At 64.2% G+C, this 24,941-nt stretch carries 20 protein-coding genes and 1 pseudogene; 14 read left to right on the plus strand and 7 right to left on the minus strand.

Annotation, left to right across the window (positions count from 1 at the left end):
• Positions 1 to 2: 2 nt before the first annotated feature.
• Positions 3 to 1,058, minus strand: a complete 1,056-nt coding sequence (gene fba / locus BLT50_RS01670; RefSeq protein WP_090025845.1) for a class II fructose-bisphosphate aldolase — start codon at positions 1,056 to 1,058, stop codon at positions 3 to 5.
• A 249-nt stretch (positions 1,059 to 1,307) separates the two neighbouring features.
• Here fba and dusA point away from each other — a divergent pair, with 249 nt between their 5' ends.
• From dusA to BLT50_RS01685, 3 genes are all read left to right on the plus strand, one after another.
• Positions 1,308 to 2,312, plus strand: coding sequence for a tRNA dihydrouridine(20/20a) synthase DusA (gene dusA, locus BLT50_RS01675; RefSeq protein WP_090026989.1), 1,005 nt, complete (start codon positions 1,308 to 1,310; stop codon positions 2,310 to 2,312).
• 179 nt (positions 2,313 to 2,491) lie between these two features.
• Positions 2,492 to 3,310 (plus strand): sulfite exporter TauE/SafE family protein, encoded by an 819-nt coding sequence (locus BLT50_RS01680; protein WP_090025847.1) that lies wholly within the window; start codon positions 2,492 to 2,494, stop codon positions 3,308 to 3,310.
• Positions 3,311 to 3,313: 3 nt separating this feature from the next.
• The gene (locus tag BLT50_RS01685; protein WP_090025849.1) at positions 3,314 to 4,093 is read left to right on the plus strand and encodes a phytanoyl-CoA dioxygenase family protein; all 780 of its coding nucleotides are present in this window, start codon (positions 3,314 to 3,316) and stop codon (positions 4,091 to 4,093) included.
• Between the two features lie 4 nt (positions 4,094 to 4,097).
• Here the strand turns inward: BLT50_RS01685 and BLT50_RS01690 are convergent, their stop codons facing one another.
• The 3 genes and pseudogenes from BLT50_RS01690 to ccmI all read right to left on the minus strand — a co-directional run.
• On the minus strand, positions 4,098 to 4,328 hold the full coding sequence (locus BLT50_RS01690) for a DUF1289 domain-containing protein (protein ID WP_090025851.1): 231 nt from the start codon (positions 4,326 to 4,328) through the stop codon (positions 4,098 to 4,100).
• Positions 4,325 to 4,801 carry a Holliday junction resolvase RuvX gene (gene ruvX / locus BLT50_RS01695; RefSeq protein WP_090025853.1) on the minus strand — a complete coding sequence of 159 codons (477 nt, stop codon included), beginning with the start codon at positions 4,799 to 4,801 and terminating at the stop codon, positions 4,325 to 4,327. The genes BLT50_RS01690 and ruvX overlap by 4 nt, the downstream gene beginning before the upstream one ends.
• Before the next feature lie 293 nt (positions 4,802 to 5,094).
• Positions 5,095 to 6,312, minus strand: a pseudogene (gene ccmI, locus BLT50_RS01700) (c-type cytochrome biogenesis protein CcmI); the annotation flags it as partial.
• Positions 6,313 to 6,495: 183 nt separating this feature from the next.
• Between ccmI and BLT50_RS01705 the strand changes: the two are divergent.
• The 7 genes from BLT50_RS01705 (at position 6,496) to rarD (ending at position 14,092) form a co-directional block, all read left to right on the plus strand.
• Positions 6,496 to 7,740: a sarcosine oxidase subunit beta family protein gene (locus BLT50_RS01705; protein WP_090025857.1), complete on the plus strand. Its 1,245-nt coding sequence runs from the start codon at positions 6,496 to 6,498 to the stop codon at positions 7,738 to 7,740.
• A 94-nt stretch (positions 7,741 to 7,834) separates the two neighbouring features.
• Positions 7,835 to 8,164, plus strand: a complete 330-nt coding sequence (locus BLT50_RS01710) for a sarcosine oxidase subunit delta (RefSeq protein WP_090025859.1) — start codon at positions 7,835 to 7,837, stop codon at positions 8,162 to 8,164.
• Entirely contained in the window at positions 8,161 to 11,178 is a 3,018-nt protein-coding gene (locus BLT50_RS01715) for a sarcosine oxidase subunit alpha family protein (RefSeq protein ID WP_090025860.1), read from the plus strand. Before BLT50_RS01710 ends, BLT50_RS01715 begins: the two co-directional genes overlap by 4 nt.
• Positions 11,171 to 11,749, plus strand: a complete 579-nt coding sequence (locus BLT50_RS01720; RefSeq protein WP_090025862.1) for a sarcosine oxidase subunit gamma — start codon at positions 11,171 to 11,173, stop codon at positions 11,747 to 11,749. Before BLT50_RS01715 ends, BLT50_RS01720 begins: the two co-directional genes overlap by 8 nt.
• A gap of 138 nt (positions 11,750 to 11,887) precedes the next feature.
• Entirely contained in the window at positions 11,888 to 12,490 is a 603-nt protein-coding gene (locus BLT50_RS01725; protein ID WP_090025865.1) for a superoxide dismutase, read from the plus strand.
• Positions 12,491 to 12,659: 169 nt separating this feature from the next.
• The gene (locus BLT50_RS01730) at positions 12,660 to 13,115 is read left to right on the plus strand and encodes an ester cyclase (RefSeq protein WP_175491366.1); all 456 of its coding nucleotides are present in this window, start codon (positions 12,660 to 12,662) and stop codon (positions 13,113 to 13,115) included.
• A 65-nt stretch (positions 13,116 to 13,180) separates the two neighbouring features.
• Complete coding sequence (gene rarD / locus BLT50_RS01735) at positions 13,181 to 14,092, plus strand: EamA family transporter RarD (RefSeq protein WP_090025868.1); 912 nt, start codon at positions 13,181 to 13,183, stop codon at positions 14,090 to 14,092.
• Here the strand turns inward: rarD and BLT50_RS01740 are convergent.
• Positions 14,044 to 14,598: an LOG family protein gene (locus tag BLT50_RS01740; protein WP_090025871.1), complete on the minus strand. Its 555-nt coding sequence runs from the start codon at positions 14,596 to 14,598 to the stop codon at positions 14,044 to 14,046. The genes rarD and BLT50_RS01740 overlap by 49 nt on opposite strands.
• A 107-nt stretch (positions 14,599 to 14,705) precedes the next feature.
• Between BLT50_RS01740 and BLT50_RS01745 the strand changes: the two genes are divergently transcribed.
• The 3 genes from BLT50_RS01745 (at position 14,706) to BLT50_RS01755 (ending at position 18,959) form a co-directional block, all read left to right on the plus strand.
• Positions 14,706 to 15,935 carry a LysM peptidoglycan-binding domain-containing protein gene (locus BLT50_RS01745; protein WP_090025872.1) on the plus strand — a complete coding sequence of 410 codons (1,230 nt, stop codon included), beginning with the start codon at positions 14,706 to 14,708 and terminating at the stop codon, positions 15,933 to 15,935.
• 64 nt (positions 15,936 to 15,999) lie between these two features.
• Positions 16,000 to 17,064 carry a DUF2855 family protein gene (locus BLT50_RS01750; protein ID WP_090025874.1) on the plus strand — a complete coding sequence of 355 codons (1,065 nt, stop codon included), beginning with the start codon at positions 16,000 to 16,002 and terminating at the stop codon, positions 17,062 to 17,064.
• A gap of 71 nt (positions 17,065 to 17,135) precedes the next feature.
• Positions 17,136 to 18,959, plus strand: a complete 1,824-nt coding sequence (locus tag BLT50_RS01755; RefSeq protein ID WP_090025876.1) for an ABCB family ABC transporter ATP-binding protein/permease — start codon at positions 17,136 to 17,138, stop codon at positions 18,957 to 18,959.
• Positions 18,960 to 19,022: 63 nt separating this feature from the next.
• Here the strand turns inward: BLT50_RS01755 and BLT50_RS01760 are convergent, their stop codons facing one another.
• Positions 19,023 to 22,754, minus strand: coding sequence for an efflux RND transporter permease subunit (locus tag BLT50_RS01760; protein WP_090025878.1), 3,732 nt, complete (start codon positions 22,752 to 22,754; stop codon positions 19,023 to 19,025).
• A complete protein-coding gene (locus BLT50_RS01765; protein WP_090025880.1) occupies positions 22,751 to 24,016 on the minus strand; it encodes an efflux RND transporter periplasmic adaptor subunit in 1,266 nt (421 codons plus the stop codon). The genes BLT50_RS01760 and BLT50_RS01765 overlap by 4 nt, the downstream gene beginning before the upstream one ends.
• Before the next feature lie 234 nt (positions 24,017 to 24,250).
• Here BLT50_RS01765 and BLT50_RS01770 point away from each other — a divergent pair, with 234 nt between their 5' ends.
• Positions 24,251 to 24,937, plus strand: a complete 687-nt coding sequence (locus BLT50_RS01770) for a tetratricopeptide repeat protein (RefSeq protein ID WP_090025882.1) — start codon at positions 24,251 to 24,253, stop codon at positions 24,935 to 24,937.
• Positions 24,938 to 24,941 lie beyond the last annotated feature (4 nt).

Genomic DNA, 24,941 nt, shown 5'->3' on the forward strand with positions numbered 1-24,941 from the left:
TTTCAGACCTTCAAAGACCCGTCGGCATAGCGTTTGGCCATCTCGTCCAGGTCAAGCGGGGAGATCTTTGACGCGTTGCCGGCCGTCCCGAACCGCTCGAACCGGTCGAGGCACAGCTTTTCCATCTCTTCCATCGCCGGGATCATGAACTTGCGCGGGTCGAACTCGGTCTTTTTCTCCATAGCCACCTTGCGGAACTGCCCGGTGATCGCCATGCGGTTGTCGGTGTCGATATTGACCTTGCGCACGCCAGACTTGATGCCGCGCTCGATCTCTTCTACCGGCACGCCATAGGTCTGGGGCATCTCGCCACCGTATTCGTTGATCAGATCCTGTAGGTATTGCGGAACCGACGACGACCCATGCATCACCAGATGCACGTTGGGGATCTTGGCGTGAATCGCTTCGATCTGGCTGATCGCCAGAATGTCGCCCGTCGGCTTGCGGCTGAACTTGTAAGCGCCGTGGCTGGTGCCGCAGGCGATGGCCAGCGCATCGACCTGTGTCTTTGCCACGAAATCCTTTGCCTGATCGGGATCGGTCAGCAATTGTTCGGCCGTCAGCTTGCCTTCTGCACCCGATCCGTCCTCTTCGCCGGCTTCTCCGGTTTCGAGCGAACCAAGGACGCCAAGCTCCCCCTCGACCGAGGCGCCGACCCAATGCGCCATGCGGCTGACGCGGTCGGTGATGTCGACATTGTAGTCGTACGAGGCCGGCGTTTTCATGTCCGCCTCGAGCGATCCGTCCATCATCACGCTGGTGAACCCGTGCCGGATCGCCGACAGGCAGGTCTGTTCGTTGTTGCCGTGGTCCTGATGCATGCAAAGCGGGATATGCGGATACATCTCGGCAAGCGCCTGGATCATGTGGCGCAGCATGATGTCGCCTGCATAGGACCGCGCGCCACGGCTGGCCTGCATGATCACGGGCGAGTCGCATTTCGCGGCCGCCTTCATGATCGCAAGCCCCTGTTCCATGTTGTTGATGTTGAACGCCGGCACGCCATAGCCATGTTCAGCCGCGTGATCGAGCAATTGACGAAGGGTGATAAGTGCCATGTGAACCTCTCAGGCGGCTTGGCCACGCCGGAGAGCGTCCGCCCCCGGCCATTCCAGAAACGCCCCTCCGGCGGAGAAGGCATCGGTACGTTATTGGACGACGCCCGTGACGGGCGATGCCATATCCTGTCGTGTCAGATCAGCAGCGGTTTGTGCAAGCGGTTTGGTGACGTCGATACCGGGTTGCGACGTGAAACCGCGCTGGATTGGGCACTGGAACAAGGCGGTTGCATGGGCTATCTGCACCGCATGCTGAAAAGTGCCCGCATATCAGACGCCGCCCGCCTGTCCGTCGCCCCCATGATGGACTGGACCGACCGGCATTGCCGGTTCTTCCACCGTCTGATCAGCGGTCAGGCCCTGCTCTATACCGAGATGGTGACGGCGCCCGCACTGGTGCGGGGGAATGCCCTGCACCTGCTGGATTTCAACGACGAGGAACACCCCGTCGCGCTGCAGCTTGGCGGTTCCGAGCCTCGTGAGCTGGCGGTTGCGGCAAAGTTGGGGGCTGAGCGTGGGTATGATGAAATCAACCTCAATTGCGGCTGTCCGAGCGACCGGGTGCAATCGGGCACCTTCGGCGCGATCTTGATGAAAAGCCCGGCGCTGGTGGCCGATTGCGTGCGCGCGATGCGCGATGCGGTCGATATCGACGTGACGGTCAAATGCCGCATCGGCGTGGATGACCAGGACCCCGAAGAGGTGCTGCCCGAATTCCTGTCGCAGATCGTGGCGGCAGGCTGCGAACGGGTGACGATCCACGCCCGCAAGGCATGGCTTCAGGGCCTGTCACCAAAGGAGAACCGCGATATTCCGCCGCTCGACTACGATCTTGTCCAGCGGATGAAGATGCTGTTCCCGAACCTTCATATTTCGATCAATGGCGGCGTGGAAAGCATTGAAGACGCAGTGCATTTTCTGGAAAGCGGGCTTGATGGCGTGATGGTCGGGCGCGCGGCTTATCACCGCCCTTGGGACATGCTTGCGCAGGCCGATGCCAGTGTATTCGGTGCAGCATCCGCAGCACAAGGTCCATCCGATATCGTCGCGACGATGATGCCCTATATCGAGACGCACCTGCGGGAGGGCGGACGCCTCCACCAGATTACCCGGCACATGCTGGGGCTGTTTCACGGGCGGCCCGGCGCGCGGCAATGGCGGCGCGTGTTGTCGGAAAACGCGACAGCGGACGGTGCGGGGCTCGAGGTGGTCGAGCGCGCGCTTCTGGCCGTGGAGACCGCTCAGGCGGCCTGAGCCAGGTCTACGCAGGCGCCGGATAAATATGCAGAAACCGCGCAGTTTCGGACCGCAACCGCGCGGTTTCGTTCCGTTTGCGGGAAAGCCACAACCATCATCTCGGATCGGACCGGACGCTCTGGCCTTCGGCGGCGCGGCGGTGTAGGCCAAGCGCGCGCGAACGAGGGGACTTTCTGATGCCTGACACCATGCTGTTGCTGGAAATGCTTTTGTTGCTCGTTGTGATCGGCGGGTTTGCCGGAGTGCTTGCGGGCCTTTTGGGCGTCGGCGGCGGGATCGTGCTGGTGCCCGCCTATTTCTATGCGTTCAAGACGCTCGGCTATGACGGGCCACAGCTTATGCAGGTCTGCCTTGCCACATCGCTGGCGACGATTGTCGTAACATCCGTTCGGTCCGTCCTGACCCACAACAAGCGCGGGGCCGTCGATTGGGGCATACTGCGCGGCTGGGGACCGGGGATCGCAATCGGCGCGCTTGTCGGTGTGCTGGTCGCGGCTTCTTTGCGCTCGGTCGTGCTGCAGGGCATCTTCGGCGGGCTCGGGCTGGTGATCGGCGCCTATCTGGGCCTGGGAAAGTCCAGTTGGCGGCTGGGGTCTGAGATGCCAAAGGGGCTGGCCCGTGCAATCGTTTCGCCGATGGTGGGTTTCCTGTCTGCGCTGATGGGGATTGGTGGCGGCAGTTTCGGCGTGCCGTTGATGAGCCTTTACAACACGCCGATTCATCGCGCGGTCGCCACGGCCGCCGGGTTCGGCGTGATCATCGCGGTTCCGGCGGTGGTGGGCTTCCTGTTCCTGTCGGTCGAGGACGCGCCGCCGCTGACGCTGGGTGCGGTGAACGGCCCCGCCTTTCTGGTCGTGATCACCATGACGCTGCTGACGACACCCATCGGGGTCAAGCTGGCCCACGGCATGGATGGCGCCCGGTTGCGGCGCATCTTCGCGGTGTTCCTGACGCTTGTTGCGCTCAACATGCTGCGTAAGGCGCTCGGTTACTGATCCATGCGGGGGAATTACACGCGCGACGGCTGGGTGGCGTTCGACGCCGACGCGGCGCTGCGTGATTGGCTTTCCGCCGCTTTGCGCCGCGCGCGCGAGGCGGTCGAAGATCCGGCGCAGCGCGCCAACGGGCTGGTCTGCGAAGGGACATGGTTCGTCGGTGTGGATGCCTTGCCGAACGACGCGTCGGGAACGCTGGACGCAACGCCCTTGACGGGTGTGGCCCGCGATTTCGCAGACAGCCTGTTCGGACCGCTGCCCATGCATCCTGCGCAGGTGTCGGTGATATGGCCGGGCTATCCGCGTCCGCGCGGGGGCGAAAGCGCAGGCGCGTTCCGCTATCGCCAGAGGCGCGATGCCGCGCATGTGGACGGGTTACTGGCGACCGGCCCGCAACGGCGGCGGATGCTGAAGGAACCCCATGCCTGGATTCTGGGGCTGCCCCTCAACCCCGTACCCGAGGGCGCCGCGCCGCTGGTGGTCTGGCCGGGCAGCCACCATGTCATGCGGCGTGCCTTTGTGCAGGCGTTCGATGGTGTGCCGCCCGAACAATGGCCCGATATCGACGTGACGGATGTGTATCAAACGGCGCGTGCCGAAGTGTTCGAGACATGCGAGCGGCTGGAACTGCCCGCCCAACCGGGCGAGGCCTATCTGCTGCACCGGATGGCGCTGCACGGGGTCGCACCCTGGAACGCGGCCGACGAACATGCAGAAGGGCGCATGATCGCCTATTTCCGACCGGAATTGCCGCGGATCGGAGACTGGCTGCGCGCGGACTGAGCGATCAGCGTTTCAGCCGTGCCGCGCGTCCACCGCGCCGCTTGGCCAGGCGCGGCGCGCGTTCGGGAAGCTCTGCCATGATGGTTTGCCGCTCCTCGGGCGCCATTTTCGACCAGCGGGTGATTTCGTCGATCGTGCGGTAGCAGCCGGTGCAGATGCGTTCCTCGGGGTGCACGACGCAGATCTTCACGCAGGGCGACTCGATCTCTTTTCTTTGCCAGATGTCGTCTTTCACAGCTCTGCCCTCAGATGTCGCAGGCGGTCGAGCGCCCCTTGCAGGATATAAGACGCGGCCACGTGATCTATAACCTCGGCGCGACGTTTTCGTGTCGTATCCGCCTCGAGCAGGGCTTTTTCGGCGGCTACGGTCGAAAGACGCTCGTCCCAGAAGGTGATGGGAAGGTCCGTGAGCCGCGCCAGGTTTCGCGCGAATGCGCGTGTCGACTGGCAGCGCGGCCCCTCGGTGCCGTCCATGTTGCGCGGCAACCCCAGGATCAGCCCGCCGATATTGCGCGCGGCCACGATGGCCAGAAGCTTTTCAGCATCCAGCCCGAACTTCTTGCGGCGGATGGTTTCCAGCGGGGTCGCTACCGACAGGAAAGTATCGGACACGGCCACCCCGATGGTGCGTTCCCCAAGATCGAGGCCAGCCACCGCCTGCATAGGCGCCAATGCGCCCGCGAAACCGTCGATATCGTCGAAGATCATTCCGACAGGCCTGCGGCGCGGGCCGCGTCGTCGATCAGGCCAAGCGCGGCCTGATCGTCCTCGAACGCGGCGCGTGCGGTCTGATAGGCGATTTTCGCGCCTTCGGCATCGCCCAGCACCCCGTAAGAGCTGATCAGGCGGGCCCATTCCTGCGGGCTGCCGCCATCGGCGTTCAGACGCTCGGCCAGGCGCGCGACCATATTGCGGATCATGTCCTGGCGGTCGTCAGGGGCCATTTCGGCTGCGTTTTCCATGTCTTCGGCGGTGGGGCCGGGCAGGGTGGCGGCGCCGGTCAGCCCTGCCTGGGCAGCAGCGGCGCGCACGGTGGCCAGCATTTGCGGCCGTTCGGCAAACACCTGTTGCGCCTCGTTGAAGATGGCCGTGGCGCGGGCAGTGTCGCCCAACTGGCCAAGCGCCACGATCAGGCGGGCCCATTCCTCGGCCGAACCGCCCTGGGTCGCAAGCCGGTTCATCAGCCGGTCGACCATTCCGCGCACCATTTCCTGGCGTTCGGCAGGCGTCATGTTGGCGGCGTTGGCCATGTCTGCGGCGGTGGGGCCGGGTAGGCTGTCCATCGCGGGCAGGGTATAGTTCACCCCGGCGCGGGCGGCCATCTCTTCGATCTGGCCGCGAATGGGCGCCACCCAGGGCGCGTCGGACGGCCCTTCCTTGAGCAGTGCGTCCCAGACGCGGAACGCCTGGTCGGGGCGGCCGGTCTGCGCGGCCATCAACCCCATGTAATAGCGTGCGGTGCCATTGCCCGGATCGCGCGCCAAGGCTGCGCGCAGCGCGGTTTCGGCCTGCGGCGAGACATAACCGCCGGCGGCAAGGATCATCATGTCGGCGTAATCGGCATAATCCGAAGCGGTCGCCTCGGCCCCCTTGATCGACAGCACCGCTTGCTGCGCCTCGTAGGCGGCCTTGAAATTGCCGAGCGCCGCCTCGTTGCGGGCCAGCAGGGTCTGGCCCTGCAGGTCGCCCGGACGTTGGGCCACGGCCTCGCGCAGGCGCTTGACCAGTTCGATATATTGCTCGGACGGGGTTTGCGGCAGGTCGGGCAGGGCCACCTGTGCCTCGGCCTGTTCCTGGCTGGGGCGGTTCTCACGGAATTCGCGGGCGGTTTCGATCCTGTCCTTGAGCCCGAGATCACCATAGCCCGGCGCCCCGAGTTGCCAGTAGATGCCGATCGCGCCAGCCACCAGAACGGCCGCGGTGCCGCCCGCCACGGCGCGCGACACGCCCGCGGGCTGGTCGCCGCTGTCGCGGGCCTCGTGCAATTGCGCGTCGGCGGCAAGGATGCGGCGCGAAATCTCTGCGCGGATGCGTTCTGCGTCGTCTGCCCCGATCACGCCACGGGCAAGGTCGCGGTCGACCTCTTTCAACTGGTCGCGATAGACGCGAAGGTCATAGGCGGCGGGGTGTTCGGCATCGCGCCGCCCCCGGACAAGCGCCACCGCCAACAGCGCGGCAACTGCCACGGCCAGCACACCGATGATGATCCAGAACAGCATCTCGCCTCCCTTAGATTGGCCATTCATGTATAGGTGCGGGGGCGGGCAAAAAAGGGGTAAACTGACGCATGTCGCAACCACGCCGTATTGTGACGTTTCGAAACGTGGGCAAAACCGCCTGAAGGGTAAGTAAACACGCAAGCAATCCGTCATGGATTCGTTCGCCGCGAGAATGGGGCCCGCATGAAAAGATATTCCGTCTTTGCCGTCGCGCGTGAGGCTGCGCGCTATCACACCGGGTGGGAACGGGCCTGGAAAAGCCCCGAACCAAAGAAGAAGTATGATGTCATCATCATCGGGGCGGGCGGGCACGGCCTGGCCACGGCCTATTACCTCGGCAAGAATTTCGGCATCCGCAACGTGGCGATCCTGGAAAAGGGTTGGCTCGGCGGCGGCAACACGGGCCGGAACACGACTATCATCCGATCGAACTATCTGCAGGATCCCTCGGCGGCGATCTACGAAAAGTCCCGCAGCCTGTACGAAGACCTGAGCCAGGATCTGAACTACAACATCATGTTCAGCCCGCGCGGCGTGATGATGCTGGCCCAGACCGAACACGAGGTGCGCGGCTACCTGCGCACGGCACATGCGAACGCCCTGCAGGGGGTAGAGACGCGGTTTATCAAGCCTGACGAAGTGAAAAAGCTGGTGCCGATCATCAATATCGACGGACCGCGCTATCCGGTTCTGGGGGCGCTTTGGCAACCGCGCGGCGGCACCGCGCGCCACGATGCGGTGGCCTGGGGCTATGCGCGGGCATGCTCGGACATGGGCATGGACGTGATCCAGAAATGCGAAGTCACCGGCGTTCGTCAGGAGGGCGGCCGCGTGGTCGGTGTCGACACCAATCGCGGCGCGATCGATTGCGACAAGCTGGGCATCGTCGTGGCGGGCCATTCGGGTGTTCTGGCCGAAATGGCGGGCTTCCGTCTGCCCATCGAATCCGTGGCGCTGCAGGCGCTGGTGTCCGAGCCGATAAAACCCTGCATGGACGTGGTGGTGATGGCCAACACGGTGCACGGCTACATGTCGCAATCGGACAAGGGCGAAATGGTGATCGGCGGCGGGGCCGACGGCTACAACAACTACACCCAGCGCGGCAGTTTCCACCATATCGAGGAAACCGTGCGCGCACTGATCGAGACCTTCCCGATGATCTCGCGGCTGAAGATGCTGCGGCAATGGGGCGGCATCGTCGACATGACCGGCGACCGCTCGCCCATCCTGTCGAAAACGCCGCTGGAAAACTGCTTCATCAACTGCGGCTGGGGCACTGGCGGGTTCAAGGCGATCCCCGGCTCGGGCTGGGGTTTTGCCGAGCTTATGGCCAAGGGCAGCAGCCCGCTTTGCGACGAGTTCTCGATGTTCCGCTTCCGCGAAGGCAAGTTCATCGACGAAAGCGTGGCCGCAGGGGTGGCGCACTGATGACTGAACCTCGCACCCGGTTGTTTTCTCTTTCTGCAAATATCCCGGGGGTCCGGGGGCAGCGCCCCCGGCATCCGGTCAAGGAGAGCGCGCAATGCTGATCCTCGAATGCCCCTATTGCGGCCTGCATGCCGACGAAACCGAGCTTGCCCCCGGCGGCGAGGCGCATCTGAAACGGTTCGGCCCGGGATCGTCCGATGACGATTTCGAAGGCTACCTGTTCATGCGCGAAAACCCCAAGGGCGTTCATTTTGAACGCTGGCGGCATGCCAATGGCTGCGGCAAGTGGTTCCACGCGGCGCGCGACACCAACACGCTCGAAGTGTTCGGCACGTACTCGGCGCAGACCACCGAACCGCCACAGGACATCAAGGACAAGATCTCGGCCAGGCGGCCGGGCTGGACGTGGAGAGAATTCGCATGAGCACGCGTCTTGCACAGGGCGGCCGGTTCCTGAACCGCGCCCGGAAGGTCAATTTCACCTTCAACGGTCAGCACCTGACCGGGCACGAGGGCGACACGCTCGCCTCGGCCCTGCTGGCCCAGGGGCAGATGATGGTTGGCCGCAGCTTCAAGTATCACCGTCCGCGCGGCATGGTCGCCAGCGGTGCGGAAGAACCCAACGCGCTGGTCAATCTCGGCAGCGGCAACCGGCTGGAGCCGAACCAGCGGGCCACCACGACCGAGCTGTTCGATGGGCTGACCGCCACCAGCCAGAACCACTGGCCCAGCCTGGAATTCGACGTGGGCGCAGTGAACACCTATTTCAGCCGGTTCCTGCCGGCGGGGTTCTACTACAAGATGTTCATGTATCCGCGCGCCTTCTGGAAGCACGTTTACGAACCCTTCATCCGGCAGTCGGCGGGCCTTGGCCGCGCGCCCGAGCCGCATGTGCGCGACGAAGACACCTATGAACATTTCTACGCCTTCGTGGACGTTTTGGTCATCGGCGGCGGCGTCGCGGGTCTGCAGGCTGCGCTGACGGCAGGCCGTGCAGGCGCGCAGGTTCTGCTGATCGAGCAGACCGCCCATTGGGGCGGGCGGGCGCCCGTCGATGGCGGCACCGTCGATGGCAAGCCCGCGGCCGAGTTCGTGGATGCCGCCCTGGCCGAGCTGCGCGGCATGAAGAACGTTGTGCTTCGCGACCGCTGCATGGGGGCGGGCGTTTACGATCACGGCTATGTGCTGGCCTATGAGCGCATCAGCGATCACGCGCCGGGGCCGGCCGGGCCGCGCCACCGGTTGTGGCGTCTGCGTTGCAAGCAGGTGGTGACAGCCACGGGCGCAATCGAACGGCCGCTGTCCTTTGCGGGCAACGATATCCCCGGCGTGATGCTGGCCAGCGCCGTGCGCGACTACGCCGTGAACTACGGCGTGTCCATCGGTGACCGCACGGTCGTCGTGACCAACAACGACGATGCCTATCGCACGGCGATCACGCTCAAGGGGCTTGGGCTCGAAGTGCCGGCGATCATCGACGCCCGCGCCGGTGGCGGCGGTGCGCTGGCCGACGAGGCGCGCGCGCTGGGAATCCGCGTGGAAACCGGCAAGGCCATCGCCAAGGTCAAGGGCGCGAAACGCGTCGAGGGCGTGGCGATCTGCGCGCAGGCCGGCGAAGGCGCCGTGCTGGAGGAAATCAAGTGCGATGCTGTCGCCATGTCGGGTGGCTGGTCGCCGGTGGTGCATCTGTGGTCGCATTGCGGGGGCAAGCTGACTTGGGACGACGCGCAGGCGATGTTCCGCCCCAATGCCGATCTGGCACCCACGGGCGCAGCGGGCGAGGCGTTCGTGATCCCAGCGGGCACCGCGAACGGGTATATGGGCCTGGCCGAGGTTCTGGCGGATGCGGCAGCGGCCGGCGTGGCGGCGGCCAAGGCCGTGGGCGCCAAGCCGAAAAAGGCCGAGGCGCCGCAGGCGTCGACGCCTGATGAGGCGCCGATCGAACCGGTCTGGCTGATGCCGCAGGGCGCCGACATCAAGCTGCGGATGAAGGCGTGGCTGGATTTCCAGAACGACGTCAAGGTCAGCGACGTCCAGCTTGCCGCGCGCGAAGGGTTCGAATCCGTCGAACACGCCAAGCGCTATACCACGCTGGGCATGGCGACCGACCAGGGCAAGCTGAGCAACATCAACGGCCTGGCGATCCTGTCGGATGCGTTGGGCCAGCCGATCCCGCAAACCGGGACCACGACCTTCCGCCCGCCGTATACGCCGATTTCGATGGGCGCGATTGCGGGTGAGGCGCGTGGCAAGGTGTTCCAGCCGATCCGCCGCACGCCGTTGCAGGACTGGCACGAAGGGCAGGGCGCCTATTTCGAGCCGGTGGGCCACTGGCGGCGGCCCTATTGCTATCCGCGCGGGGAAGAATCCCATGCGCAGGCTGTTGCGCGCGAGATCAACCAGACGCGCGGGTCGCTGGGGATGCTCGATGCCTCGACGCTTGGCAAGCTGATCGTCAAGGGGCCGGACGCGGGGAAATTCCTCGACATGCTCTACACCAACATGATGAGCACGCTGAAGCCGGGGCGCTGCCGCTATGGCCTGATGTGCAGCGAGAACGGCTTTCTGATGGATGACGGCGTGGTCGCGCGGATCCACGACGACACCTTCCTGTGCCACACGACGACAGGCGGGGCCGACCGTATCCACGCCCATATGGAAGAGTGGCTGCAGACCGAATGGTGGGACTGGCAGGTTTATGTCGCCAACGTGACAGAACAATACGGCCAGATCGCCGTTGTCGGCCCGGATGCGCGCAAAGTCCTGGAAAAGCTGGGCGGCATGGACGTGTCGAAAGACACGCTGCCTTTCATGGCGTGGGCGGATGGCGAGCTTGGCGGGATTGCCTGCCGTGTCTATCGAATCTCGTTCTCGGGCGAGTTGTCTTATGAAATCGCGGTAGACGCGGGCCATGCCCGTGCGCTGTGGGACAAGCTGCTGGAGTCCGGGGCCGAATTCAACGTCATGCCCTATGGCACCGAGGCGCTGCACGTGATGCGGGCCGAAAAGGGCTTTATCATGATCGGGGATGAAACCGACGGTACGGTGATCCCGCAGGATCTGGGCCTCGACTGGGCGATTTCGAAGAAGAAAGAGGACTACATCGGCAAGCGCGCGCAGGAACGCAGCCACATGACCGATCCGCGCCGCTGGAAACTGGTGGGCCTGGAAACGGTGGACGGCTCGAAGCTGCCTGACGGTGCCTATGCGGTGGCCGATGGCAAGAACGCGAACGGCCAGCGCAACGTTCAGGGGCGCGTGACCTCGACCTATCATTCGCCGACGCTGGGGCGTGGCATCGCCATGGGGCTGGTGCTGAACGGGCCCGACCGCATGGGCGAGGTGATCGAGTTCCCCGGAACCGATGGCAAGACCTACAAGGCCCGGATCGTCGATCCGGTGTTCTTTGACAAGGACGGGGAGAAGCAGAATGTCTGAGCCTGTCAGCGCAGTGAAAAATGCGGTTTTCAGCGGAATCGTCCGGGTCGAGGATTGCGGTCCGCAAGGCATGATCACGCTGCGGAGCGATGCGTCGAACGCCAAGCTGAAACAGGCCGTGAAGGTCGTGATCGGCGCCGACCTGCCGCCCGTGCGCGGGATTTCCGCCAACGGCGACCGTGCCGTGGCATGGATGTCGCCCGACGAATGGCTGATCCTGCTGCCCTATGCCGAAGCACGCGCAGCCGAGGCAGAGTTGCGCAAGGCGTTGGCGGGAACGCATCACCTGGCGGAAACGGTATCGGACGCGCGCGCCTTCTTTCGCGTGACGGGCGATGCGGCCCGCGTTCGCGAAGTTCTGGCCAAGCTGGTGCCGGTCGATCTCCATCCTGCGCGGTTCGGAACCGGTGAAATGCGCCGCACACGTATGGCGCAGGTTGCCGCCGCGATCTGGCTGGAAAGCGAGGGCGAGGCGCGGGTGATCTGTTTCCGTTCTGTCGGCGCATATGTCTTCGATCTTTTGTCGGCAGCGGCCGCAAACGGAAGCGAAGTCGCGTTTTTCGACGCCTGATCAATTTGTTGCGGCCCGACCCTGATCCGGGGCGGGCTGCATGAATGCACATCCCGAGTGTATGTTGTGGGGTTGACGGCGCCCGCGCCGCAGCCCACTTATCCCCCAACGGCAATTCAAAACGAGGGGGTAAAACTCATGTCTTTCGAACTTCCCGATCTTCCCTATGCCCATGACGCACTGGCCGACCTGGGCATGTCCAAGGAAACGCTGGAATATCACCACGACCTGCACCACAAGGCCTATGTCGACAACGGCAACAAGCTGATCGCCGGCACCGAGTGGGAAGGCAAGTCGATTGAAGAGATCGTCAAGGGCACCTACCAGCCTGGCGCAGTCGCGCAGAACGGCATCTTCAACAATGCCAGCCAGCATTGGAACCACGCCCAGTTCTGGGAAATGATGGGTCCGGGCGAAAAGAAGATGCCCGGCGCGCTGGAAAAGGCGCTGACCGAAAACTTCGGCTCGGTCGACAAGTTCAAGGAAGAATTTGCCGCTGCTGGCGCGGGTCAGTTCGGTTCGGGCTGGGCCTGGCTGGTGCAGGAATCCGACGGTAGCCTGAAGGTCACCAAGACCGAGAACGGCGTCAACCCGCTGTGCTTTGGCCAGACCGCGCTGTTGGGCTGCGACGTGTGGGAACATTCCTACTACATCGATTTCCGCAACAAGCGCCCGGCCTACCTGACCAACTTCCTGGACAATCTGGTGAACTGGGAAAACGTCGCATCGCGCATGGCGTGATCCGGTCAAAAACCTGTTGGGAGAACCCGTCCAAGAGGGCGGGTTTTTCCTTTTTCGTGGACAGAACTATTCTCTGACGGGAATGTTGTTGTGAATGGTTGCGCGCGCCCCGGTGCGGACAGGGTCGCAAGCGTCTTGGGTGTTCTCTTTTGACGTTGGGGAGGGGACGGTGTCTTTGGTCGCACGAACCGAAGCTTTGTTGCGCAATGTGTGGGAAAACGCGGATGAGAACGCGTTGCACAGCATGTTCACGCCCGATGCCAGAATCTATGGCCTCGAAGATCTCGAGATGATGGGCCCCACGGAGTTCGCCGCCTTTCATCGGATGATCACGCGGCAATTCATCAACATTCGGATCGGCGAGGTGGCGGGTATCGAACAGGGGCAACGCGTGGCGCTGTCTTTCCGGGTCGAGGCGCGGGATGCGACGCGTAACCGAGCCGTCGGGGTGTCGGCCTTTCTGATGGCCCGGTACGATGGTGACCGTATAAGCGAAGGCCGCAATTTCCTGGATCTTCTGACGCTGTTCGAACAGGCTGGCCGCCTTCCGCCGCGGACACGCGACATGTGCCTTCTGGGACATGACATGAAGCTGAGCCCGCGCAACACGCGCCACGCCCACTGAGCCCACTGGCCTGTCCCGGCAAGGATTGCTATGCCCATGCCAAGGGGCAGTTCCGGGGTACAGGCATGACAAGCGAAGCCGCACGCGGCATTACGGCAATGGTGGTGGCCTGCACCGTATGGGGGCTGTCGCCGCTCTATTACAAGCTGCTGGAACATATCCCGCCGATCGAGATTCTGGCCCACCGGACGTTGTGGTCCGCCCTGTTTTTCACGTTGGTGCTGGCCGGGCAGGGCCGCCTGCCGCAGTTGCGCGCGGCGTTGGGATCGTGGCGGTCGCGGCTGATCGTCGGGTTCGCGGCGCTCATGATCTCGCTGAACTGGTTCGTCTTCATCCTGTCGATCCAGATCGGCCGCGTGACCGAGGCAAGTCTGGGATACTACCTTTTCCCGCTGGTCGCCGTCGCCCTGGGGCGCGTCTTCTTTTCCGAACGGCTGACCCGTGCGCAAGGGGTGGCCGTGGCGCTGGCGGTTCTCGCGGTTCTGGTACTGACATTTGGTCTGGGAGTCGCGCCCTGGATCGCCCTGATCCTGTCGGGCAGTTTCGGACTCTATGGTGTTATCAAGAAACGGCTGGATGTCGGCCCCGTGGTATCCGTCACGGGCGAAGTGATGATGCTGGCGCCGATTGCCGCGGCGGTGCTGATCCTGGCCCATGCGACACCCGGTGGCGGCGCCTATGGACGCGACCTGGGCGACAGCGTGCTGCTCATGGTGTCGGGCGTGATGACGGGCGCGCCGCTGATCCTGTTTTCCTATACCACGAAACGGGTGCGGCTGGGCACGATCGGATTGGTGCAGTACCTGAACCCGACGCTGCAATTCCTCGTGGCCGTCGCGATCTTCGGCGAAGCGTTCGGCCAGTGGCACGCGATTGCCTTTGTCCTGATCTGGATTGCGCTGGCGCTTTATACGCTGGTGACCTGGCGTCAGGACAGGGCGGCGCGCAGGGCCGCGCTGAGCGTGGGAACATCCTGAACCACGCGGATGAAATCCTTGAGCGACGCTTCGGCAAAGCCTTGTTCGATGACGTGGTCGATCAACCCGACCAGGGGCTGCCAGAACCCGTCGGTATCCAGCAGGAAGATCGGCTTGGCATGAAGCCCGAGCTGGCGCCAGGTTAACACCTCGAAGAACTCGTCGAGTGACCCCGCGCCACCGGGCAACACGACGATCGCGTCCGAGTTCATGAACATGACCTTCTTTCGTTCGTGCATGTTCTCGGTCACGATGAACTGGCTCAGGTCGCGCTTGCCGACCTCGGCCTGCATCAGATGAACCGGGATCACGCCGAAGGTCTGCCCGCCGGCATATTGCGCCGCCCGCGCGACAAGCCCCATAAGCCCGACATCGCCCGCGCCGTAGACCAGCCGCCAGCCATTATCCGCCAGGGCGTAACCCAATGCCTCGGCCGCCTCGGCATAAGCCGGGCTGGCGCCGGCGCGTGATCCACAAAAGACACAGACAGAAGGTTGGGTCGTCATTGATGTGCTCCTGCGGCAATGCGGTTTTGACCCGTGATAGCTGTGTTGCTAAGGTCGCTCAACCGCGTTCGCGCGCGGTGTAGGGGGAATGTCGCAAAAGGCGGGACATGAGCAAATTCGCAAACCTCTCCGGGCCGGGGGCAGTTTTGGCCGGGGGTGTCGCTGCGGCGGTCGTCGCGGCGATCGGGTTCCTGATCTGGAACAGCATGTCGGAACCGCTTGAACCGCTTTCCGTCGCGACCGCGCCGAAATCGAGCCAGTCAGACTCCACGACCACGCAAGCGGCGCCCGCGCCGACCGTCACGCCGGATCAGGACACGCCGGCCACGGCCACTCAGACGGACAGCGCAGAACCTGCCGCCCCGCAGGACACCGCGCAGGCCGCGACACCGGAACCGCCGCGTTTTGCCCTTGTCAGGGTCGAGTCGGATGGCTTTGCGCAGGTGGCGGGCACGGCAACGCCGGGTGGCAGGGTCGAGTTGCTTCTCGAAGGCGAGGTCGTCGGTGAAGCGACCGCCGGCGCCGATGGCAGCTTTGCCGCGCTGATCGATCTGCCGCCATCCGACACCCCGCGCATGATGCGGCTCCGTGTGGCAGTGGATGGTGGCAACGTGGACTCGGACGAGGAGGTGATCATCGCGCCGACCGCCGCTGCATCCGAACCCGTCGTCGCCAGTTCGGCACCGCAGCAGCCCACCGCTCAACCGCCCGTTGCACAAGCCCCCGCCACGCAAGAGCAACCGGCCGAGCAGACCGCCCAGGTCGATCCCGACGACGCACAGCCCACGGCGCCGGCTGTCCTGATTTCGGACGCGCAGGGCGTGCGGGTCTTGCAGCCCTCGGCCAATGCGGACGCGGCGTCGCCCGAGGTCATGTCATCGGTCGCAATCGACGCCATCACCTATTCCGAGTCCGGCGATGTCGAACTTGCCGGTCGCAGCCCGGGCGAAGGTTTCGTGCGGGTTTACCTGGACAATGCCCCGGTAACCACATCGCGGATCGCGCCGGATGGCAGCTGGCGCACGGACCTGCCAGAAGTGGATTCCGGCGTCTATACCTTGCGTGTCGATCAGGTCAGCGCCGAGGGCGATGTCGTCAGCCGGGTCGAAACCCCGTTCAAGCGCGAAGACGCCAAGGCACTGGCCGCGGCGGGCGCATCGGAGCAGGGCAGCGTCCGGGCGATCACCGTACAGCCCGGCAACACCCTTTGGGCCATCGCGCGCGACCGCTATGGCGAAGGGACGGCGTTCCTCAAGGTGTTCGAGGCCAACCGCGACCGCATCCGCGACCCCGACCTGATCTATCCCGGCCAGGTGTTCGACCTGCCGCAAGAGTGACGCGCAGTCACCCCTGTGACAGCGGATCGCCCGGTCGCATACTGCCGACAAAAGGGAGGCCCGCATGAAAACCGTTCTTGTCGACCAGTCGGACATTACCCGCGCCAGGGTGACCGAGGCACCAAACGATCCGCTTGGTCCCGGTGCGGCGCGTGTGCGGTTGGAAAGCTTTGCACTGACCGTCAACAACGTGACCTATGCCGCGACGGGCGATGTCCTGAAATACTGGGCCTTCTTTCCCAGCGGTGTCGAGGGGCAGGGCATCGTGCCGGTCTGGGGAACCGGCGTGGTCAGCGAAAGCCTGTGCGACGACCTGCCCGAAGGCACGCGGCTATACGGGTATTTCCCGATGGCGGAATCCGCAATCCTGGCCCCCGAGAAGGTTGCAGAGGGCGTGTTCCTGGACCGCGCCGCGCACCGGGCGGAACTGGCCGCTGTCTACAACACCTACAGCGTCGTTCGCGGCACCCCCCGGCACGAGGATCATCTGCGCGCTCTTTTGCAGCCATTGCTGGCCACATCCTACCTGCTGTTCGACTGGCTGATGGACAATGACTGGTTCGGCGCAGAACAGATCATCGTGGGCAGCGCGTCGTCGAAAACCGGGCTGGGTTTGTGCAAGTTCCTTACCGAGCCGAAAGACCGCCCCTATCGCATCGTCGGCCTGACAAGCGCGGGCAACCGCGCCTTTGTCGAAGGTCTGGGCGCCTGCGACAGCGTTTTGGACTATGACGAGATCGCCACACTCGAACGGGTGCCTTCGGTCTATGTCGACATGGCTGGCAATGCCGAAGTAAAGGCCCGCCTGCACACGCATCTGGGCGATGCGTTGCGCCATTCCGCCGCCGTCGGCACCAGCCATTGGGACAAATTCGCCCCGCCGCAGGATCTGCCCGGACCGAAACCGCAATTCTTTTTCGCGCCCTCGCAGGTCGCCAAGCGGCGCGAGGAATGGGGCCCCGGCAGGATCGAAGCCCAGATCACCGCCGCCTGGAAGCGTATAGCGGCAGATGCGGATACATGGCTGGACATCGTGACCCATGACGGGATGGACAGCGCGCCTGCGCTCTGGGCCGATCTGGCCGCAGGGCGCACCAGCCCGCGCGACGGGCATGTCGTGCGTCCCTGACCCCGGCTCTGGCTGGTCATTCGGGCAAAAGCCCCATATCACCGGAAGCAGGAGAACATACCGGGACGGTCATGAGCAGATTTCACACCGCAAGCGAAGACGAATTGCAGCGCGCCGAGCAGCGATCCGGCTGGCGGACGATCCGCAAGGTCGCGCCCTACCTCTGGCCCGAGGACCAGCCATGGGTCAAAAGGCGGGTGGTGTTGGCTATGGTCGCGCTTCTGGCGTCAAAGCTGATCGCGGTCTACACGCCGATGCTCTATCGCGACGCGGTGAATATGCTGTCGGGCGAGGGCGTCCCGATGCTGGCGCTTGGCGCGGTGGGGCTGACCGTGGCCTATGGCATGGCGCGGCTTTTCACAAACGGGTTCCAGCAATTGCGCGACGCGGTGTTCGCGGCCGTCGGCCAGCGCGCGCTGAGGCAACTGGCGCTGGAAACCTTCACCCATATTCACCGCCTGTCAATGCGCTATCACATCACGCGCAAGACCGGCGGCCTGAGCCGGATCATCGAACGCGGGGTCAAGGGCGTCGATTTCCTGTTGCGGTTCATGCTGTTCAGCGTCGGGCCGCTGGTGCTGGAACTTCTGCTGGTGGCGGGGATCTTCTTTTTCCTGTTCGACGCGTGGTACCTGGCCACGGTCGTTGTCACCATCGCGATCTATGTCTGGTTCACCTTCAAGGTGACCGAGTGGCGCGTGAAACTGCGCCGCGAAATGAACGACCAGGACACCGACGCCAACCAAAAGGCCATAGACAGCCTGCTCAACTTCGAAACGGTCAAATATTTCGGCGCCGAGGCGCGCGAGGCCGCGCGATACGACAAGGCGATGGAAGGCTACGAACGGGCAGCCGTGATGACATCCTATTCGCTGTCATTCCTGAATTTCGGGCAAAGCTTCCTGATCACCGGCGGGCTTGTGATCGTGATGGTCATGGCCGCGATGGGTGTGCAGAGCGGGGCGCTGACGGTGGGCGATTTCGTTATGGTCAACGCCTATATGATCCAGATCACCATGCCGCTCAACTTCCTGGGCACTGTCTATCGCGAAATCCGACAGAGCCTGGTCGACATGGGCGAGATGTTCGACCTGCTGGAACAACCGGCCGAGATTTCCGACAAACCCGGCGCACCCGATCTAAAAATCACCGGCGGTCGCGTCACGCTGGACCGTGTGGAATTCGGCTATGACCCCGAGCGGCCGATCCTGAAAGGCGTATCGCTTGACGTGGCGCCCGGACAGACCGTTGCCATCGTCGGCCCGTCTGGGTCGGGCAAGTCGACGATCGGGCGGTTGCTGTTCAGGTTCTACGACGTGCAGGGCGGCGCGCTGAAGATCGACGGTCAGGATTTGCGCGACGTGACCCAGGACAGCCTTCATGACGCGATCGGCGTCGTGCCCCAGGACACGGTCCTGTTCAACGACACGATCCGCTACAACATCGCCTATGGCAGGGATGGCGCGACCGAGGACGAGGTGATCGCAGCGGCCCGCGCAGCGCAGATACACGATTTTATCCTGGGCCTTCCACAGGGATACGACACGGCTGTGGGCGAACGCGGGCTGAAGCTGTCGGGCGGAGAGAAACAGCGCGTGGGTATCGCGCGTACGCTGCTGAAAAACCCGCCGATCCTGCTGCTGGACGAGGCGACCTCGGCGCTGGATACAGAAACCGAACGCGAAATCCAGGGCGCGCTGCGCCGTGCGGGCGAGGGGCGCACGGTGCTGACCATCGCGCACCGCCTGTCGACGATCGCGGATGCCGACCGCATCATCGTGCTGGAAGATGGCCGCATCGCCGAGGAAGGCACCCATGCCGACCTGCTGGAGCGCAAGGGCCGCTACTGGAGCCTGTGGCAACGCCAGGCGGCGGAACAGGACGAAGCCGCTTGACCCTAGGGCCGGGCGCTCTTAGCTGCGCTCACCGCGAGAAGCGCAGCGCCGAGCGCGCGCGCATCATTCTGCAGCTTTGAGCGGCGGCACCGGGCGCGAGGTGACGGTGGGCACTTCGTCTTCGTCCCAGACGATTTCCGGCGCCTTGATCCGGCGCGCGGCCCGGCGCAGCGCCCAATCCTGCGCGGCGCGGCTGGACCGGCCCTTTGTCAGCATCGCCAGCATCCGCCCCAACGCACGCATATAGGTCGAGAACCAGACCCGAAGCGCCAGCAGCGACGGGGTGAACACCAGCGTCAGAACCGTGGCAATCCCCAGCCCGAAGACAACGGCCGTTGCCAGCTGCTTCCACCACAGCGCGGTGGGGCTGTCGATCGAGTAGCCGCCATTGATGAAGTCGAGGCTGAGCCCCAGCATCATCGGCGCAAGGCCGGCCATCGTGGTGACCGTGGTCAGGAACACCGGGCGGATGCGATCCTCGGCGGTGCGGATGATCGCCTCGATCCGGGGCATGTAGCGGCTGTAATCCTGGTAGGTGTCGATCAGGACAATGTTGTTGTTCACCACGATCCCCGCCAAAGCCACGATCCCCGTGCCGGTCATGATGATCGAAAACGGCTGATCCATGACCAGCATGCCGATCAGCACGCCCGTGGTGGACAGCACCACGGCGATCAGCACCAGAACGGCGTTGTAGAAGCTGTTGAACTGCGCCAGCAGGATGATGAACATCAGCCCCAGCGCGGCGGCAAAGGCCGATTGCAGGAATTCCTGGCTTTCGGCCTGGTCCTCCTGGTCGCCGGTCCATTCGTAATCGATGCCCGAAGGCAGCGCGCCGCTGTCCAGCCACCCGGTCAGCAGCGTGATCCGTTCGTTTGCGGTGACGGGTTCGGCCGTCAGCGACCCCGTCATGTCGCGCAGGGCGTCTTCGCTGTCGACCTCGGTCAGGTCGGTTATCGCATAGCTGGAGTCCTTGACCGTCAGCGACCCGTCGGCATCTGCGCGGCCATAGCCGACGGTCACGCGGCTGTCGTTCACGAACTTGAACAGATCACCGGCGACCCCGGCCTTTACGTCGAAATAGCGTTTGCCGTCCACGCGCTTGATCTCGGCCAGTTTGGGCACGGGCTGGCGGGTGATGAAATTCGCCAGCGGCACAAGCCCGTCCTGCGTGCGCACCTTGAGCGTGTCGAGCGTCGACAGCACCCGGTCGGTTTCGGGCAGGCGCACGCGGATCTCGATTTCCTCGTCCGAGCTGTCCACGCGCATCGTATCGAGCAGCAGCCCGCGCGTGACCAGCTGCACCATCGCGCCGACAGTCGCCACGTCCGCGCCGTAACGGCCGGCCTTTTCTACATCCACGTCGATCTGCCAGTCGATGCCGGGAAGGGGCAGGGTGTCTTCGATCAGGGTCAGGCCCGGCGTTTCGTCAAACCGCGCGCGCGCGGATTGCGTGGCCTCGATCAGCTTGTCCCAGTCGTCGCCCTTGATGCGCAGATGCACCGGCTTGGCGGATGCGGGCCCACGGGCCTGGGCCAGGATCTCGATCCTTATGCCGGAGATCTGTTCCAGCTTTGCGGTCAGATCGGAAATGATCACGTCGCCATCGAGCTGCGCAAGCGTCACCTCTTCGGGATGGGAGGCGGCATAGGCCGCGCGATCTTCCCAGGGGATGGTTTCAAGCTGCACCTGCCCGATCGTGTCGAGCGGCGGCTGCGCCCCGCCGGTGTTGTTGTTCAACCCGCCGTCGCCCGCAAAGGCAAAGGCGTTCAGGATGCCGGGATGCGCCAGGACGATCTTTTCGACCTGCGCCACCAGGTCGTCCTTTTCCTCGAGGCTCAGGTTCCCGCGCGCGCGGACATAGACGATGGCCTGCTCGGGTTCGGAATCGGTGAAGAACTCGACCCCGTTGCTGTTCTCGCCGAAATACATGAACACGCCGACGACGAAACCGATCACCGCCGCGATGGTCACAAGCGGCATGACCGGATTGCCGGCGATGACCTTGATCAGCCAGCCGAAAGCGGTGCGCCGCGGCCCCGACCGGATCGCCTTGCGCCGCCATTCGACACGCGCGGCCCCCAGCGTGATCGACGCGCAGAAGGCCGCGATCAGGAACAGGACGATGCCGGGAAACGCGGCCATCGGCCCCGTCATTGGGTTTTGCCCGCCAAAGGCCCCGAACAGGTAATCGGGGTTGATCACCTGCATCGCGCCCAGGAACATCGCATAAAGCGCGACCGGCACGAGCGCAGCACGCACCGCCCAGGGGCTATGGGCGCGCAGCCAGTCGGACGCGCGGTTGAAATTCCGGCTGATACGGCCCGTCACCCCGCCCATGACAGGCAGGTAGACCAGCGCCACGATCAGCGATGCGCACAGCACGAAGATCAGCGTTACGGGCAGCATGCCCATGAACTCTCCCGGCACACCCGGCCAGAACAGCATCGGCAGGAACGCGCACAGCGTCGTGGCGGTCGAACTGATGATCGGCCAGAACATGCGCTTGGCGGCCTCGACATAGGCGTGCATCGGGCCCACGCCTTCAGAAATGCGCTTGTCGGCGTATTCCACCACCACGATCGCACCATCGACCAGCATGCCAACGGCAAGGATCAGGCCGAACATCACGATGTTGGAAATCGTGATGCCCATGACGGCCAGCAGCACAAAGCACAGCAGGAAGGATGTCGGAATGGCAAAACCGACCAGCAGCGCGGCGCGGCTGCCAAGGCTGGCCAGCACGACGATCATCACCAGCGCAATTGCCGTCAGGACCGATCCTTCAAGCTGGCCGACCATCGACGCGACGATCCGGCTCTGGTCGTTGGAGGTGCCGACATGCACGGTGGCGCGCAAATCTTCGGGGAAGTTGGCGTAAGCCTCGTTCACGACGCGCTGAACCTCGTCTGCGGTGTCGATCAGGTTGAACCCCTTGCGCTTGACCACCTGCAGGGCGACGGTCGGTTCGCCGTTGAACCGCGCGGTGCCGGTGCGATCCTCGAAGGTCAGGCGGATTTCGGCCAGATCGCCCAGCGTGACGACGCGGTCGCCATTCGTCTTGACCGGCAGCGAATAGATGTCGCGCGGCTCGTCGAAGCTGCTGGGGATCTTCACGCTGAACGCGCCCTGGGCGGTTTCCACCTCGCCCGCGGGCACCAGCAGGTTGTTGTTCTGCACCACGTTGATCAATTCGCCGGCCGTAACGTTATACGCCTCGAGCCGCAGGGGATCGATCACGACCTCGACCATCTCGTCGCGATTGCCGGCGATCCCGGCCTCAAGCACGGCGTCGATCGCTTCGACCCGTTCCTGCAGGTCTTTCGCAACACGCGCCATCGTGCGCTCGGGCACATCGCCGGTCAGGTTGACGATGATGATCGGGAATTCGCTGAAGTTGATCTCGTTGATCGAATATTTCTCGAACCCGTCGGGAAACTGCCCCTCGGCGGTGTTCATCGCTTCGCGGACATCGGCCATGATCTTGGTCTTGTCCCAGCCGAATTCAAACTCGAGCGCCACGCCGGCATAACCTTCGGCGGCGGTCGAGGTCATTTCCTTGAGCCCGTCGAGATCCGACAGCTCGGTTTCCATCGTCTTGACCAGCAGGCTTTCGGAATCCTCGGCCGAAATGCCGGGGAAGGGGACCGACACGAAAAGCGCGGGGATTTCGATATCCGGCTCACCCTCCTTGGGCAGGCCGGTATAGGCGAACCCGCCCGCCAGAAGGCTGAGCGCGATAAAAGCCAGAACCATCCGCACGCGGGATGCGGCCCAGTCGACGATACCGGTCATTCGCCTGCCTCCCGGAATGTCGGATCGACAAGGACGCCCGCGCGCACGTATTCCTGCCCGACCACGATCACCTGCGCCTCTTCGGGCAGGCCGGTCACCCAGACGCCTTCGGCGGTGTCGCGGATCAGCGTCAGCGGCGCGAACTCGACGCGGTTTTCCGCCCCGACAACCCGGACGCCAAGCGCGCCGTCATCGTTCAGGGTCAGTGCCGATTGCGGCAAGAGATGCGCATTGGCGCCGTCCGCCTGGATCATGATCTCGGCGGTCTGACCGTCACGGATTTCCAGGTCGCGGTTGGGCATTTCGATTTCGACAAGAAACGTGCGCGTCGTCGGATCGGCAGACCGCGACAGGAATGTCACCCGGCCGCGCAACTCGTGCCCGTCGGACAGGCGCGCGCCCGCCAGCGCCCCGACCTCGACCCGGCCGATTTCGGTTTCCGGGATGTAGCCCGCCACCTTGATCGGATCGAGCTGGATCACCGTTCCGCACAAGGCGCCGGGCTGCAGAAGGCTGCCCAGTTCGGCGGTGTCGCTTTCCAGCAGGCCCGCGAAGGGCGCGCTGATGGTCAGACGTTCGATTTCACGCTGTGCCGCCGCAATCGCGGCTTCGGCCGATTGCACACCGGATTTGACAGCTTCAAGCCCGGCGCGGGCGGATTCGACAGCCGCCTCGGCGCTGCTGACGGCGGCCTCGGTTGCAGCAACCCGCGTATCCGACGCGAAGCCGTCCTGCGACAGCTTTTCGGCGGCAGTCTTGTTCAATTGCGCCTCGCGCAGTTGGGCTTCGGCCTGGGTCAGGCGGGCGCGGGCCTCGGGCGCGCGGGCGCGGGCCTCGGCCAACCGCGCCTGCGCTTCGGCAAGCGCGGCCTCGCGTGTGCCGGGATCGATGCGGCACAAAGTCTGACCCTGATCGACGAACGCGCCTTTGCGCAGCGGCTCGGACACGATCTGCCCGGAGGTTTCGGCGCGCATTTCCACTTGCCGCGCGGCCCGTGTCTCACCACGCAGGATCACTGCGCTGTCGATCGTTTGGGCCGTCGAGCGGATCGCGACGACCTTGACCGCCTTTTCGCCCTGCATCGTTTCGGCTGCGGCAACCGGCGCGTCCTCTGCCGTCGCCGGCGATCCGGGGTCCGCCAGTTCCTCGGCAGACGGAACCTCGCCGCTGGTGGCGAAGGCGAAAAGCGCGTCGCGCTCCATCACCAGAAGATAAAGGGTCGCTGTCACCAGAATGGCAGTGAGGATGGGAATCGGGCGCATCAGGGATCCTTTGCCTGCATATCGCAACTTGACCGTTTACTTACAGCCCCGTGGTTGTTTTGCAATCTCGACGGGACGTGCTCGACGGGAATACTCTAAACTGATCGGTTCAGATTAATCTTTTCCGCCCAACTAGGCAAGAAACCCTGCAACACGAAAGCGCGAAAAGGATCGGGGCCTTGGCAGGGCCTTGGCGAGCGGATAAGAGGGAGGAAAGCAAGACGGGGCACGGGCGTGAGCGAAACCGACAGTTTTATCGAGGAAGTTACCGAAGAAGTCCGCCGGGACAAGCTGTTTGCCTTGTTCCGCCGCTATGGCTGGATCGGTATCCTGGCCGTTCTGCTGATCGTCGGCGGTGCAGGCTGGAACGAATGGCGCAAGGCGCAGGACCGCGCAGCCGCCGAGGCGCTTGGCGACCGCATGATTTCTGCGCTGGAAAGCGACAGCGCGTTGTCACGCGCCGCCGCGCTTGGCGATATACCGACAGAGGGGGCAGGGCAGGACATGCTGATCGCGCTGGCCCGCGCGGGTGAATTGTCCGCAGCCGGTGACACCGCCGCCGCGGTCGAGGCGCTGCAGCAGGTCGCGGCGAACGGGGATGTGCCCGAGATTTATCGCCGTCTTGCAGGCTTCCGCGCACTTGTTCTGCAAACCGACCTGCCTGCCGAAGAACGCCGCCGCCAGTTCGAATCCTTCGCGCAAGCGGGCGGAATTCTGCGTCTGCTATCCGAAGAACAGATCGCGCTGATCGACATCGGCACAGGCGCGCAGGATGCCGCGCTCGACCGGCTTGGCCGCATCGTGCAGGATGCCGAGGCGACCACGGGCTTGCGCCGGCGCGCTTCTCAGTTGATTGTGTCGCTGGGGGGCGAGGTGCCGCAAATCGCCTCTTCCTTGGCGGAAACGCCGCTGGACCAGTAAAAGC

The sequence above is a fragment of the Lutimaribacter saemankumensis genome (genome assembly GCF_900100005.1).
GTDB classification, from domain to species: Bacteria; Pseudomonadota; Alphaproteobacteria; order Rhodobacterales; family Rhodobacteraceae; genus Lutimaribacter; species Lutimaribacter saemankumensis.

Excerpts from the sequence above, each read along its gene's own strand:
- BLT50_RS01755 (WP_090025876.1), top strand. The coding sequence starts at position 17,136 with ATGAGCAGATTTCACACCGCAAGCGAAGACGAATTGCAGCGCGCCGAG.
- BLT50_RS01765 (WP_090025880.1), bottom strand. The coding sequence starts at position 24,016 with ATGCGCCCGATTCCCATCCTCACTGCCATTCTGGTGACAGCGACCCTT.
- BLT50_RS01760 (WP_090025878.1), bottom strand. The coding sequence starts at position 22,754 with ATGACCGGTATCGTCGACTGGGCCGCATCCCGCGTGCGGATGGTTCTG.
- ruvX (WP_090025853.1), bottom strand. The coding sequence starts at position 4,801 with ATGATCTTCGACGATATCGACGGTTTCGCGGGCGCATTGGCGCCTATG.
- BLT50_RS01745 (WP_090025872.1), top strand. The coding sequence starts at position 14,706 with ATGAGCAAATTCGCAAACCTCTCCGGGCCGGGGGCAGTTTTGGCCGGG.
- fba (WP_090025845.1), bottom strand. The coding sequence starts at position 1,058 with ATGGCACTTATCACCCTTCGTCAATTGCTCGATCACGCGGCTGAACAT.
- BLT50_RS01740 (WP_090025871.1), bottom strand. The coding sequence starts at position 14,598 with ATGACGACCCAACCTTCTGTCTGTGTCTTTTGTGGATCACGCGCCGGC.
- BLT50_RS01680 (WP_090025847.1), top strand. The coding sequence starts at position 2,492 with ATGCCTGACACCATGCTGTTGCTGGAAATGCTTTTGTTGCTCGTTGTG.
- dusA (WP_090026989.1), top strand. The coding sequence starts at position 1,308 with ATGCTGAAAAGTGCCCGCATATCAGACGCCGCCCGCCTGTCCGTCGCC.
- BLT50_RS01705 (WP_090025857.1), top strand. The coding sequence starts at position 6,496 with ATGAAAAGATATTCCGTCTTTGCCGTCGCGCGTGAGGCTGCGCGCTAT.
- BLT50_RS01725 (WP_090025865.1), top strand. The coding sequence starts at position 11,888 with ATGTCTTTCGAACTTCCCGATCTTCCCTATGCCCATGACGCACTGGCC.
- BLT50_RS01710 (WP_090025859.1), top strand. The coding sequence starts at position 7,835 with ATGCTGATCCTCGAATGCCCCTATTGCGGCCTGCATGCCGACGAAACC.
- BLT50_RS01720 (WP_090025862.1), top strand. The coding sequence starts at position 11,171 with ATGTCTGAGCCTGTCAGCGCAGTGAAAAATGCGGTTTTCAGCGGAATC.
- rarD (WP_090025868.1), top strand. The coding sequence starts at position 13,181 with ATGACAAGCGAAGCCGCACGCGGCATTACGGCAATGGTGGTGGCCTGC.
- BLT50_RS01750 (WP_090025874.1), top strand. The coding sequence starts at position 16,000 with ATGAAAACCGTTCTTGTCGACCAGTCGGACATTACCCGCGCCAGGGTG.
- BLT50_RS01685 (WP_090025849.1), top strand. The coding sequence starts at position 3,314 with ATGCGGGGGAATTACACGCGCGACGGCTGGGTGGCGTTCGACGCCGAC.
- BLT50_RS01715 (WP_090025860.1), top strand. The coding sequence starts at position 8,161 with ATGAGCACGCGTCTTGCACAGGGCGGCCGGTTCCTGAACCGCGCCCGG.